Annotated in this window: 12 protein-coding genes and 1 pseudogene; all 13 read left to right on the forward strand. The window is 63.0% G+C overall.

Features of this window, described 5'->3' with window-relative positions; translation table 11 throughout:
• Window positions 1-67 precede the first annotated feature (67 nt).
• Window positions 68-433, forward strand: a complete 366-nt coding sequence (locus ACMDCM_RS05560; RefSeq protein WP_412772633.1) for an NADH-quinone oxidoreductase subunit A — start codon at window positions 68-70, stop codon at window positions 431-433.
• The gene (locus ACMDCM_RS05565; protein WP_412772634.1) at window positions 424-1,038 is read left to right on the forward strand and encodes a NuoB/complex I 20 kDa subunit family protein; all 615 of its coding nucleotides are present in this window, start codon (window positions 424-426) and stop codon (window positions 1,036-1,038) included. Before ACMDCM_RS05560 ends, ACMDCM_RS05565 begins: the two co-directional genes overlap by 10 nt.
• A gap of 12 nt (window positions 1,039-1,050) precedes the next feature.
• Window positions 1,051-1,671 carry an NADH-quinone oxidoreductase subunit C gene (locus ACMDCM_RS05570; protein WP_412772635.1) on the forward strand — a complete coding sequence of 207 codons (621 nt, stop codon included), beginning with the start codon at window positions 1,051-1,053 and terminating at the stop codon, window positions 1,669-1,671.
• Window positions 1,671-2,879 carry an NADH-quinone oxidoreductase subunit D gene (locus tag ACMDCM_RS05575; RefSeq protein WP_412772636.1) on the forward strand — a complete coding sequence of 403 codons (1,209 nt, stop codon included), beginning with the start codon at window positions 1,671-1,673 and terminating at the stop codon, window positions 2,877-2,879. Before ACMDCM_RS05570 ends, ACMDCM_RS05575 begins: the two co-directional genes overlap by 1 nt.
• Entirely contained in the window at window positions 2,879-3,841 is a 963-nt protein-coding gene (locus ACMDCM_RS05580) for an FkbM family methyltransferase (protein ID WP_412774675.1), read from the forward strand. The genes ACMDCM_RS05575 and ACMDCM_RS05580 overlap by 1 nt, the downstream gene beginning before the upstream one ends.
• Before the next feature lie 14 nt (window positions 3,842-3,855).
• Window positions 3,856-4,611 (forward strand): NADH-quinone oxidoreductase subunit NuoE, encoded by a 756-nt coding sequence (gene nuoE, locus ACMDCM_RS05585; protein ID WP_412772637.1) that lies wholly within the window; start codon window positions 3,856-3,858, stop codon window positions 4,609-4,611.
• Window positions 4,611-5,936, forward strand: coding sequence for an NADH-quinone oxidoreductase subunit NuoF (gene nuoF / locus ACMDCM_RS05590; RefSeq protein WP_412772638.1), 1,326 nt, complete (start codon window positions 4,611-4,613; stop codon window positions 5,934-5,936). Before nuoE ends, nuoF begins: the two co-directional genes overlap by 1 nt.
• A 4-nt stretch (window positions 5,937-5,940) precedes the next feature.
• Window positions 5,941-8,012 (forward strand): annotated as a pseudogene (gene nuoG / locus ACMDCM_RS05595) (NADH-quinone oxidoreductase subunit NuoG).
• Window positions 8,013-8,017: 5 nt separating this feature from the next.
• A complete protein-coding gene (gene nuoH, locus ACMDCM_RS05600) occupies window positions 8,018-9,088 on the forward strand; it encodes an NADH-quinone oxidoreductase subunit NuoH (RefSeq protein ID WP_412772639.1) in 1,071 nt (356 codons plus the stop codon).
• Window positions 9,089-9,095: 7 nt separating this feature from the next.
• The gene (gene nuoI, locus ACMDCM_RS05605; RefSeq protein WP_079446677.1) at window positions 9,096-9,584 is read left to right on the forward strand and encodes an NADH-quinone oxidoreductase subunit NuoI; all 489 of its coding nucleotides are present in this window, start codon (window positions 9,096-9,098) and stop codon (window positions 9,582-9,584) included.
• A gap of 9 nt (window positions 9,585-9,593) precedes the next feature.
• The gene (locus ACMDCM_RS05610) at window positions 9,594-10,232 is read left to right on the forward strand and encodes an NADH-quinone oxidoreductase subunit J (RefSeq protein WP_412772640.1); all 639 of its coding nucleotides are present in this window, start codon (window positions 9,594-9,596) and stop codon (window positions 10,230-10,232) included.
• The gene (gene nuoK / locus ACMDCM_RS05615) at window positions 10,229-10,537 is read left to right on the forward strand and encodes an NADH-quinone oxidoreductase subunit NuoK (protein ID WP_412772641.1); all 309 of its coding nucleotides are present in this window, start codon (window positions 10,229-10,231) and stop codon (window positions 10,535-10,537) included. The genes ACMDCM_RS05610 and nuoK overlap by 4 nt, the downstream gene beginning before the upstream one ends.
• A gap of 83 nt (window positions 10,538-10,620) precedes the next feature.
• Window positions 10,621-12,690: an NADH-quinone oxidoreductase subunit L gene (gene nuoL, locus ACMDCM_RS05620; protein WP_412772642.1), complete on the forward strand. Its 2,070-nt coding sequence runs from the start codon at window positions 10,621-10,623 to the stop codon at window positions 12,688-12,690.

Genomic DNA, 12,690 nt, shown 5'->3' on the forward strand with positions numbered 1-12,690 from the left:
TCCTCTCAAAAGTTCCAATAGTCTAACAAATCTGCGGGTCGACCGGCCGCAGCGAGGGGAAGCGCCGATGACCGGGATTTTACAGAACTATCTCCCGCTTGTGGTGTTTATCGGGATAGCGACCGTGATCGGCGCCGTCCTGCTGATCGCTCCTTTCATTGTCGCCTATCAGCAGCCTGATCCGGAGAAGCTTTCGGCCTATGAATGCGGTTTCAACGCATTCGATGACGCTCGTATGAAGTTCGACGTCAGATTTTATCTGGTCGCCATTCTTTTCATCATTTTTGACCTTGAGGTCGCATTCCTATTCCCTTGGGCGGTCACATTCGGCAAGCTCGGCGCTACGGGCTTCTGGTCGATGATCGTGTTTCTCGGTGTGCTGACCATTGGTTTTGCGTATGAATGGAAGAAAGGCGCGCTCGAATGGGACTGAGTTCTCCGACCGCGAAGTTCGCGAATGCTGCTTCCTCCGCCGGCGGCCCGGTCGCGGCTCCGGATCCGGTCGCGATTCTGGATCCCCGGACCGGCCGGCCGGTGGGCGCCGGCGATCCGTATTTCCTCGAGGTCAATCACGAACTGACCGACAAGGGCTTCTTCGTCGCCGCGGCCGACGACCTCATCACCTGGGCGCGAACCGGCTCCTTGATGTGGATGACCTTCGGTCTCGCATGCTGCGCGGTCGAGATGATGCAGGTGTCGATGCCGCGCTATGACGTGGAGCGTTTCGGCTTTGCGCCGCGCGCGTCGCCGCGCCAGTCGGACGTGATGATCGTGGCCGGCACGCTGACCAACAAGATGGCGCCGGCGCTGCGCAAGGTCTACGACCAGATGCCGGAACCGCGCTACGTCATCTCGATGGGATCGTGCGCCAACGGAGGCGGCTACTACCACTATTCCTATTCGGTGGTGCGCGGCTGCGACCGGATCGTGCCGATCGATGTCTACGTGCCGGGCTGTCCGCCGACGGCGGAAGCGCTTCTCTACGGCATTATGCTCTTGCAGAAAAAGATCCGGCGAACTGGAACCATCGAACGCTAGAGGTTTGAAGGAATGGACGACAGCAGGCTCGATGCCTTGGGTCGGATGATCGTGGCCACGCTCCCGGGCGCGGCGACCGGTCATTCCGTGTCGTTCGGTCAATTGAGCGTCACGGTCGAGGCCGCGAAGATCGTCGAGGTCGCCCGCTTCATCCGCGACGATCAGCGTTGCCGCTTCGTCAACTTCACCGACGTGACCGCGGTCGACTATCCCGGCCGCGAGAAGCGCTTCGACGTGGTCTATCACTTCCTGTCGCCGACGCTGAACACGCGCATTCGCCTGCGCCTCGAGGCTTCGGAGACCACGCAGGTGCCGTCGCTGATCGACGTGTTTCCCGGCGTCGACTGGTTCGAACGGGAGACCTACGACCTCTACGGCGTGATCTTCACCGGGCACCCCGACATGCGGCGTTTGCTGACCGACTACGGCTTCGACGGACATCCGCTGCGCAAGGACTTTCCGCTCACTGGCTTCGTCGAGGTGCGTTACGACGACGCCGAGAAGCGGGTGGTGTACGAGCCGGTGCGTCTCAATCAGGAATTCCGCAAGTTCGATTTCATGTCGCCATGGGAAGGCGCGGACTATCCGCTGCCGGGTGACGAGAAGGCGACCGGCGGCAAGGCGGGTGGCTGATGACCGAAGCACTTGGCACCGAAACCCCCGGCATGCGCAACTTCACCATCAATTTCGGACCGCAGCATCCGGCGGCGCACGGCGTGTTGCGCCTGGTGCTGGAACTGGACGGCGAGGTGGTGGAGCGCGTCGATCCGCACATCGGCCTGCTTCATCGCGGCACCGAGAAGCTGATCGAGCAGAAGACCTATCTTCAGGCGATTCCTTATTTCGACCGGCTCGATTACGTCGCACCGATGAATCAGGAGCACGCCTTCTGTCTCGCGGCCGAGAAGCTGCTCGGCATCGCGGTGCCACGCCGCGGCCAGTTGATCCGGGTGCTCTACTGCGAGATCGGCCGCATTCTCTCGCATCTTCTCAATGTCACCACGCAGGCGATGGATGTCGGCGCGCTTACGCCGCCGCTGTGGGGCTTCGAGGAGCGCGAGAAGCTGATGATGTTCTACGAGCGCGCGTCGGGTTCGCGGATGCATGCCGCGTATTTCCGCATCGGCGGCGTGCATCAGGACCTGCCGCCGAAGCTGATCGACGACATCGACGCCTGGTGCGATCCGTTTTTGCAGGTCGTCGCCGATCTCGACCAGTTGCTGACCGCCAGCCGTATTTTCAAGCAGCGCAACGTCGATATCGGCGTGGTGACCCTGAAGCAGGCCTGGGAATGGGGCTTCTCCGGCGTCATGGTTCGCGGCTCCGGCGCGGCCTGGGATTTGCGCAAGTCGCAGCCTTACGAATGCTATGCCGAGATGGACTTCGATATTCCGATCGGCAAGAACGGCGACTGCTACGACCGCTATCTGATCCGCATGGAGGAAATGCGGCAGTCGGCGCGGATCATGAAGCAGTGCATCGCCAAGCTGCGCGCCGCCGACGGGCAGGGGCCGGTGGCGGTCGAGGACAACAAGATTTTCCCGCCGCGTCGCGGCGAGATGAAGCGTTCGATGGAAGCGCTGATCCATCACTTCAAGCTCTACACCGAAGGCTTCCACGTTCCGGCGGGCGAAGTCTATGCGGCGGTGGAAGCGCCCAAGGGAGAGTTCGGCGTCTACCTCGTCTCCGACGGCAGCAACAAGCCCTACAAATGCAAGATCCGCGCGCCGGGTTTCGCGCATCTGCAGGCGATGGATTTCATCTGCCGGGGGCATCTGCTGGCGGACGTCTCCGCCATTCTCGGCTCGCTCGACATCGTGTTCGGAGAGGTTGACCGGTGATCGCACAGCCGCCGATCCAGTTCGACCGGACCTCCGGCGTTCTCGAAGGAGCCAGCGCCTGGGAGCGCGCGGCGGCGCTGGCGCTGGTTGCGGGCTCCAAGGTGTCGTCGCTGTTCTCGCATCGCGGCTACAACATTTGCGCCAACCTGCTGCGCAAGACGTTGCCGGAGCGCGACATCGCCGTCAGGCTCAATTCCGATGCCACGTTCGCGTTTCCCTACGGCGACGGCTACTGGAGCAAGCTGCTCAATCGCTCCTTCAAGTATGAAGACGAGCTTGAACTGCTGTTTCGCGACTCCGCCGACGTCGACTACACGTTGCTCGATTGCGGCGCCAATTACGGCTACTGGTCGGTGCTGGTCACCAGCAAACCGTTCGGGTCGCGCAAGGCGATCGCGATCGAGCCGTCATCGAAGAATTTCGCCAAGCTTTCGAACAACGCCAGGATCAACGGCAACCGCTTCGAGGTGATGCAGAGCGCCATCGGCGCGTCGCGCGGCACCGCGCGCCTGTCCGGCACCAAGCACGAGGCCTTCAGCATCGCCGGCGGCGCCGGTGCGGGCGGGGAGAGCGTGCCGGTGCTGGCGCTCGATGATCTGCTCGACGACGGCAAAATTTCGCCCGACGGCAAGTACCTCATCAAGCTCGACGTCGAAGGCGTCGAGATCGAAGCCATCAAGGGCGGCACCCGCGTGCTGCGAGGCGACGCCGTGGTCCTGTGCGAGGAACACGGCAACGATCCGAACCACACCGTGTCGCGCTACATTCTGGAGCAGACGCCGCTCACGCTGATCGCGCACGATCCGGCCAACGGCCGCTTCGAGACGTTGACCGAGCTTTCCATTCTGAACCGCATCAAGGTCGCCTCGCATGTGGGATACAACGTGTTCGGAACATCGAGCGCATTCTGGCTCGATCGTTTTCGTCGCCTGAACGCGACCGCGTCGCAACGTGTTCATTGAGAGACTGGAGTACGATGTCCGTTCGCCGCCTGGCCCCCAAAGAACAGCAGCCCGCGAGTTTCGCGTTCAGCGCGGAGAATCTTGCCTGGGCCAAGAAGCAGATCGCGCAGTACCCGGCGGGCCGCCAGGCGTCCGCGGCCATCGCGATTTTGTGGCGCGCGCAGGAACAGCAGGGCGGCTGGATCTCCGAGGCCGCGATCCGCGCGGTCGCCGACCTGCTCGACATGCCCTACATCCGGATGCTGGAGATCGCGACCTTCTACACGATGTTCCAGTTGCAGCCCGTCGGCAGGAAGGCCCACATCCAGGTCTGCGGCACCACGCCGTGCCGGCTGCGCGGCGCCGAAGACATTCTCGGCGTTTGCAAAAGCCGCATCCATCACGAGCCTTTTCATCTGTCAAAGGACGGCGACTTTAGCTGGGAAGAGGTCGAGTGCCTCGGCGCCTGCGTCAACGCGCCGATGGTGCTGATCTGGAAGGATACCTATGAGGATCTGACGAAGGAGAACTTCGGCAAGGTGCTTGACGGGTTTGCTTCCGGCCATCCGCCGAAGCCCGGCCCGCAGATCGATCGCCAGTTTTCCGCGCCTGTCGGCGGTCCGACCACCTTGAACACGGCGGCCGGGAAAGGCGAGGGCGGGCGGCGTGCAAGCGCTCAACCGGCATTGACGGACGCGGACGCCAAGAAGCCGACCGACTCCGCAAGCCGGCGGGAAAGCCCCGCGCCGAAACCGCCCGCTGACGACGCGACCAGGAAGGGCAAGACCTGATGCTCGACGACAAGGATCGCATCTTCCGCAATCTCTACGGCCTCCACGACTGGCGGCTCGCCGGCGCGCGCCGCCGTGGCGCATGGGACGGCACCAAGGCCATCGTCGACAAGGGGCGCGACTGGATCGTCAGCGAGATGAAGGCGTCGGGCCTGCGCGGCCGCGGCGGGGCCGGATTCCCGACCGGCATGAAATGGTCCTTCATGCCGAAGGACAATGCCGACGGCCGCCCGAGCTATCTGGTCGTCAACGCCGATGAGTCCGAACCCGGCACCTGCAAGGACCGCGAGATCATGCGGCACGATCCGCATCTCTTGGTCGAGGGCTGCCTGCTGGCCGGCGTCGGCATGGGGGCCCATGCCGGCTATATCTACGTTCGCGGCGAGTTCATCCGCGAGCGCGAGCATCTTCAGGCCGCCATCGACGAGGCTTACGCGGCCAAGCTGATCGGCAAGGACAATATCCACGGCTTCCCGTTCGATCTGTACGTCGCCCATGGCGCGGGAGCCTACATCTGCGGCGAGGAGACCGCGCTGCTGGAAAGCCTGGAAGGCAAGAAGGGCCAGCCGCGGCTGAAGCCGCCGTTCCCCGCCAATGTCGGTCTCTACGGTTGCCCGACCACCGTGAACAACGTCGAGTCCATTGCAGTCGCGCCGGACATCCTGCGGCGCGGCGCGGCCTGGTTCGCCGGTATAGGCCGCCCCAACAATGCCGGCACCAAGCTGTTTTGCATTTCGGGTCACGTCGAGCGCTCCTGCAACGTCGAGGAGGCGATGGGGGTCACGTTCCGCGAGCTGATCGACACCCATTGCGGCGGCATCCGCGGCGGCTGGAACAATCTCAAGGCGGTCATTCCCGGCGGCTCCTCGGTGCGCATGGTGCCGGCCGAGCAGATCATCGATACGCCGATGGATTTCGACAGCCTGAGCAAGCTGCGTTCCGGCCTCGGCACCGCCGCCGTCATCGTCATGGACAAGTCTACCGACCTGATCCGGGCGATCGCGCGGATTTCCTATTTCTACAAGCACGAGAGCTGCGGCCAGTGCACGCCGTGCCGCGAGGGGACCGGCTGGATGTGGCGGGTCTTGACCCGAATGGCGGAGGGCCGCGCCCACAAGCGCGAAATCGACATGCTGCTCGAAGTCACCACGCAGATCGAGGGCCACACCATCTGCGCGCTCGGCGACGCGGCGGCCTGGCCGATCCAGGGGCTGATCGCGCACTTCCGTCACGAGATCGAGGAGCGCATCGACCAGTATTCGCACAAGGCCGACCGCGACGATCAGGGCATCCTCGATCCCGCGCACATGGTGGCGGCGGAGTAGGGCCATGACGAAGCTTATCATCGACGGCAAAGAGATCGACGTCCCCGCCGAGTACACGCTGTTGCAGGCGTGCGAGGCCGCCGGCGCCGAGATTCCGCGCTTCTGCTACCATGAGCGGCTGTCGATCGCGGGCAACTGCCGGATGTGCCTTGTCGAGGTGAAGGGCGGTCCGAAGCCGGTCGCGAGCTGCGCCTGGGGCGTGCGCGACTGCCGGCCCGGCCCCAATGGAGAGCCTCCGCAAATCTCCACGCGTTCGCCGATGGTGAAGAAAGCGCGCGAAGGCGTGATGGAGTTCCTGCTGATCAACCATCCGCTCGACTGTCCGATCTGCGATCAGGGCGGCGAGTGCGATTTGCAGGATCAGGCGATGGGATACGGCGTCGATACCTCGCGCTTCGCCGAGAACAAGCGCGCGGTCGAGGACAAGTATCTCGGCGCGCTGGTCAAGACGGTGATGACCCGCTGCATCCAGTGCACGCGCTGCGTCCGATTCTGCGCGGAGGTGTGCGGCGCGCCGGAAATGGGCGCGATCGGCCGCGGCGAGGACATGGAGATCACCACCTATCTTGAAAGCGCGCTGACGTCGGAACTGCAAGGCAACCTCGTCGATATCTGTCCGGTCGGCGCATTGACCTCGAAACCTTATGCGTTCGCGGCGCGGCCGTGGGAACTCGGCAAGACCCAGTCCATCGACGTGATGGACGCGGTCGGCTCCGCCATTCGGGTCGATACGCGCGGGCGCGAGGTGATGCGCATCCTGCCGCGCGTCAACGAGACGGTGAACGAGGAGTGGATTTCCGACAAGACCCGCCACATCGTCGATGGCTTGCGCACCCAGCGACTCGACCGGCCCTACATCCGTGAAGACGGCGTGCTGCGCGCGGCCTCATGGTCCGAGGCGTTCGCTGCGACCGCCGCGAAGGTCTCGCGGACCGACGGTGTGCGGGTCGGCGCGATCGCCGGCGATCTTGCCGCTGTCGAGGACATGTTCGCGCTGAAGGACCTGCTGTCGAAACTCGGTTCGAGCAACGTCGCGGTGCAGGGCGGCGACGCGTTCGATCCGGCGGCGGGGCGGGCGTCCTACATCTTCAATCCGACGATTGCCGGGATCGAGCAGGCCGATGCGCTGCTGATCGTGGGCTCGAACCCGCGCAAAGAAGCGGCGATCCTCAACGCGCGCATCCGCAAGCGCTGGCGAACCGGCCAGCTTGCGATCGGCGTGATCGGCGAGAGGGCCGATCTGGCTTACGAATACGATTATCTCGGAGCCGGTCCGGAATCGCTCGCGGACCTCGCCGCCGGCAAGAACAAGTTTCTCGGCGTGTTGAAAGGCGCAAAAAATCCGATCGTGCTGGTCGGTGCGGGCGCGACATCGCGGCGTGATGGCAGGGCCGTTCTCGCAGCCGCGGCGAAGCTCGCCGCCGACGTCGGCGCGCTGAAGGACGGCTGGAACGGATTCGCGGTGCTTCACGATGCGGCGTCGCGGGTCGGCGCGCTGGACCTCGGCTTCGCGCCGGGAAAAAGCAGCTTGAACGTCGCGCAGATGACCGCACCCGCCGGGCTCGACGTTCTGTTTTCGCTCGGGGCCGACGAGATCAAGGTGCCGGACGGGACATTTGTCGTTTACATCGGCACCCACGGCGATACCGGCGCGCACCGTGCCGACGTGATCTTGCCGGGCGCGGCGTATACCGAGAAGACCGGCATCTACGTCAACACGGAAGGCCGGGTGCAGATGGCCGACCGCGCCGGCTTCCCGCCCGGCGAGGCGCGGGAGGACTGGGCCATCATCCGCGCATTGTCCGACGTGCTGGGCAGGACGCTGGGCTACGACTCGCTGGCGGCGCTGCGGCAGGCGATGTTCAAGGCGGTGCCGCACCTGATGCGGATCGACCGGATCGAGGCCGGCGATTCGCGGTCAAGAACCTTGCGGGCCGTGGCGGCACTATCGAGAAGTCGCCGTTCAAGGCTGCGGTCGACGACTATTATCTGACCAACCCGATCGCGCGGGCCTCGGCCGTGATGGCGGAATGCTCGCGGCTCGCGTCCGGTCGCATGCTGACGGCGGCGGAGTGAGCGCGATGGCCGAATTTTTCGCAATGCCGTTATGGACGGACTTTCTCTGGCCGCTGATCGTGATGGTCGCGCAGAGCGTGCTGCTGCTTGTCGTTCTGCTGATTGCGGTCGCCTACATCATTCTTGCCGATCGCAAGATCTGGGCGGCGGTGCAGATCCGGCGCGGACCCAACGTCGTCGGGCCGTGGGGCCTGTTTCAGTCGTTCGCCGATCTTCTGAAGTTCGTGCTGAAGGAACCGATCATTCCCTCCGGCGCCAACAAGGGTGTGTTCCTGCTGGCGCCGCTGGTCTCCTGCATCCTGGCGCTGGCGGCGTGGGCGGTGATTCCGGTTAATCTGAACTGGGTGATCTCCGACATCAATGTCGGGATTCTCTACATCTTCGCGATCTCGTCGCTGTCGATCTACGGCATCATCATGGGCGGCTGGTCGTCGAACTCGAAATATCCGTTCCTCGCGGCATTGCGCTCGGCGGCGCAGATGGTCTCGTACGAAGTCTCGATCGGCTTCGTCATCATTACCGTGCTGCTCTGTGCCGGCTCGCTGAATCTGTCGGCCATCGTCGAGGCGCAGCACGCCCGCGGTCTGGCCAGCATGATCGGACTGCCGTGGCTGACCTTCCTGAACTGGTATTGGCTGCCGCTGCTGCCGATGTTCGTGGTGTTCTATGTTTCGGCCCTGGCCGAGACCAACCGTCCGCCGTTCGACCTGGTCGAGGCGGAATCCGAACTCGTCGCGGGTTTCATGGTCGAGTACGGCTCGACGCCGTACCTGTTGTTCATGCTCGGCGAGTATGTCGCCATCACCACCATGTGCGCGATGGGCGCGATCCTGTTCATGGGCGGCTGGCTGCCGCCGGTCGACCTGCCGCCGTTCACCTGGGTGCCCGGCGTTGTCTGGTTTTCGCTGAAGCTGCTGTTCATGTTCTTCATGTTCGCGATGGCGAAGGCGATCGTGCCGCGCTACCGCTACGATCAACTGATGCGGCTCGGCTGGAAGGTGTTCCTGCCGCTGTCGCTGGCGATGGTGGTGATCGTGGCCGGCGTGTTGCAGTTCGCCGGCATCGCGCCGAAGTGAGGGTGTCATGAGTATCAATGCAACAGCCCGTTCGCTTCTGCTGACCGAATTCATATCGGCGTTCTTCCTCACCATGCGGTATTTCTTCAAGCCGAAGCCGACGATCAATTACCCCTTCGAGAAGAATCCGATCTCGCCGCGCTTCCGCGGCGAGCATGCGTTGCGACGCTATCCGAACGGCGAGGAGCGCTGCATCGCCTGCAAGCTGTGCGAGGCGATCTGTCCGGCGCAGGCCATCACCATCGAGGCCGGCCCGCGCCGCAACGACGGCACGCGGCGCACCGTGCGCTACGACATCGACATGGTGAAATGCATCTATTGCGGATTGTGCCAGGAGGCCTGTCCGGTCGACGCCATCGTCGAGGGGCCGAATTTCGAATTCGCGACCGAGACCCGCGAGGAACTCTACTATGACAAGGCCAAGCTGCTCGCCAACGGCGACCGCTGGGAACGCGAGATCGCCAAAGCGATCGAACTCGATGCGCCGTACCGGTGAGATGAGGGCATGATCCTTCCCGCGCTGTTCTTTTATCTGTTCGCTGGCGTGTGCGTCGCATCCGCCGCGATGGTCATCACCTCGCGCAATCCCGTGCATTCGGTGCTGTTTCTCATTCTGGCGTTCGTCAACGCCGCCGGCCTGTTCATCCTGCTGGGCGCGGAATTTCTCGCGATGATCCTCATCGTGGTCTATGTCGGCGCGGTCGCGGTGTTGTTCCTGTTCGTCATCATGATGCTGGTTGTTCCTGTTCGTCATCATGATGCTGGACGGGGATTTCGCCGAATTGCGCGAGGGCTTTCTCGAATACCTGCCTTTCGGCATGGTGATCGCGGCCGTCTTCCCTGGACCCTCACTCCGGCGGTCACGAAATCGATCACGGCGGCCATTCCGGGCGAGGTGAGCAATACCGAGGCGCTCGGCCTCGTGCTCTATACGAAGTACATCCATTATTTCCAGCTCGCCGGCATGGTGCTGCTGGTGGCGATGATCGGCGCCATCGTGCTGACGCTGCGGCACAGGGAAAGCGTCAAGCGGCAGGACATCAATGTCCAGAACGCCCGGACTCCCGAGATGGCGATGCGCGTGCGCCAGGTTGCCTCCGGGCAGGGACTGCAGGACGCCGACGCCGCGGAGTGGGTGAAATGACGATCGGGCTCGGTCACTACCTGGCGGTTGCCGCGATCCTGTTTACTCTCGGGATTCTCGGCATCTTTCTCAACCGCAAGAACATCATCGTCATCCTGATGTCGGTGGAACTGATCCTGCTGGCGGTCAACATCAACCTGGTGGCGTTTTCCGTATTCCTGGGCGACATCGTCGGGCAGGTGTTCACGCTGTTGGTGCTCACGGTCGCCGCGGCGGAGGCCGCGATCGGTCTTGCTGTTCTCGTTGTCTATTTCCGCAACCGCGGTTCGATCGCGGTTGAGGACGTCAATCTGATGAAGGGCTGAAGCATGATCCGGAAAAGCGAGGACCGGCTCTTTCCGACCGATCGAGTCATTGGTCGTGGGGTCATGCTCAATGGGGTGGGTGCATGATCGAGGCAATCGTCTTTCTGCCGCTGATCGGCGCGATCCTCGCCGGGCTGATTGCCCTGGTGGGCGCGCATGGGCGCAACCCCAGCGGCGATACGGTCGACCATCACGGCGACCACGGTCATGCTCACGCGGCGACGACGCATGGTGATCACGGTCACGGCGACGACCACGGTCACGACGATCATCATGTCAGCGAGCCTCCGGCGGCGGGATCGCGCGTTGCCGAGTTGATCACGACCGGCCTGCTGATCGCTTGCGCGGCCCTGTCATGGATGGTGCTGGTCGATGTCGGCTTCATGCATCACGACGCGCGGATTGCGCTGTTCTCGTGGATCGCTTCCGGCGATCTTCAGATCGGTTGGTCGTTGCGGGTCGATACGCTGACGGCGGTGATGCTCGTGGTCGTCACCACGGTATCGTCGCTGGTGCACTTTTATTCGATCGGATACATGGACGAGGATCCGAATCGTCCGCGCTTTTTTGGCTATCTGTCGCTGTTCACCTTCGCGATGCTGATGCTTGTGACGGCGGACAACCTGGTCCAACTGTTCTTCGGTTGGGAGGGCGTCGGTCTCGCCAGTTATCTGCTGATCGGATTCTGGTATCGGAAGCCGTCGGCCAATGCGGCGGCGATCAAGGCGTTCGTGGTCAACCGCATCGGCGACTTCGGCTTTTCGCTCGGCATCTTTGCGGTGTTCATGCTGGTCGGCTCGACCGATTTCGATACCATCTTCGCGGCGGTGCCGGGGTTGACTGGAAAGACGGTCCACTTCCTCGCCTGGGACGTCAACGCGCTGACGCTGATCTGCCTGCTGCTGTTCATGGGCGCGATGGGCAAGTCGGCCCAGTTCCTGTTGCATACCTGGCTGCCGGACGCCATGGAAGGTCCGACGCCGGTCTCGGCGCTGATCCACGCGGCGACCATGGTGACCGCCGGGGTGTTCATGGTGGCGCGGCTGTCGCCGTTGTTCGAGCTGGCGCCGGATGCGCAAGCTTTCGTGATGTTCATCGGCGCGACCACGGCGTTCTTCGCGGCGACGATCGCTCTCGTCCAGAACGACATCAAGCGGATCATAGCCTATTCGACCTGTTCGCAGCTCGGCTACATGTTCGTTGCGATGGCGGCGGGGGCTTACTCGGTCGGCATGTTCCATTTGTTCACCCACGCCTTCTTCAAGGCGCTGATGTTCCTGGGCTCGGGTTCGGTGATCTACGCGATGCATCACGAGCAGGACATCCGCAACATGGGCGGTCTGAAGGATCGCATCCCCTACACGTATTTCGTCATGTTTATCGGCACGCTGGCGCTGACGGGGTTTCCGCTGACGGCCGGCTATTTTTCGAAGGACGCGATCATCGAATCCGCCTACGTGTCTCACAATCCATTCGCCTACTACGGTTTCCTGATGACCGTGCTCGCTGCCGGACTGACCTCTTTCTATTCATGGCGGTTGTTCTTCAAAACCTTCCACGGAGAGCCGCACGATCAGGCTCACTATAAGGCTGCGCACGAAAGTCCGATCTGGATGCTGATTCCGATCGGTATTCTTGCGGCCGGCTCGATCCTCGCAGGCTTCCCGTTCAAGGAGTTGTTCACGGGTCACGGGGTTGAAGAGTTCTTCGGGGAATCTCTGAAGGTGCGCCCGCACCTCATCGAGGAAATGCATCACATCCCGCAAACAATCGGCTTCTTGCCCACCGCGATGATGATCCTCGGTTTTGTGATCGCGTGGCTGTTCTACGTTCTCCGGCCCGATATTCCGGTCACGCTCGCCCGCGAGCACCAGATGCTCTATCGGTTCCTGCTCAACAAGTGGTATTTCGACGAGCTGTATGAACTGATCTTCGTACAGCCGGCGAAACGGCTCGGCCGCTTCCTGTGGAAGAAAGGCGACGGCTTCGTCATCGACGGTTTTGGTCCCGACGGCGTTTCGGCCGGGGTGCTCGACGTCACCCGAAATGTGGTGAGACTGCAGACCGGCTACCTCTATCACTATGCATTCGCAATGCTGATCGGGGTCGCCGGCCTGATTACCTGGTTCATGTTCGGCGCGGGAGGCCAGTAA

The sequence above is a fragment of the Nitrobacter sp. genome, assembly GCF_047149785.1.
Taxonomy (GTDB): Bacteria; Pseudomonadota; Alphaproteobacteria; order Rhizobiales; family Xanthobacteraceae; genus Nitrobacter.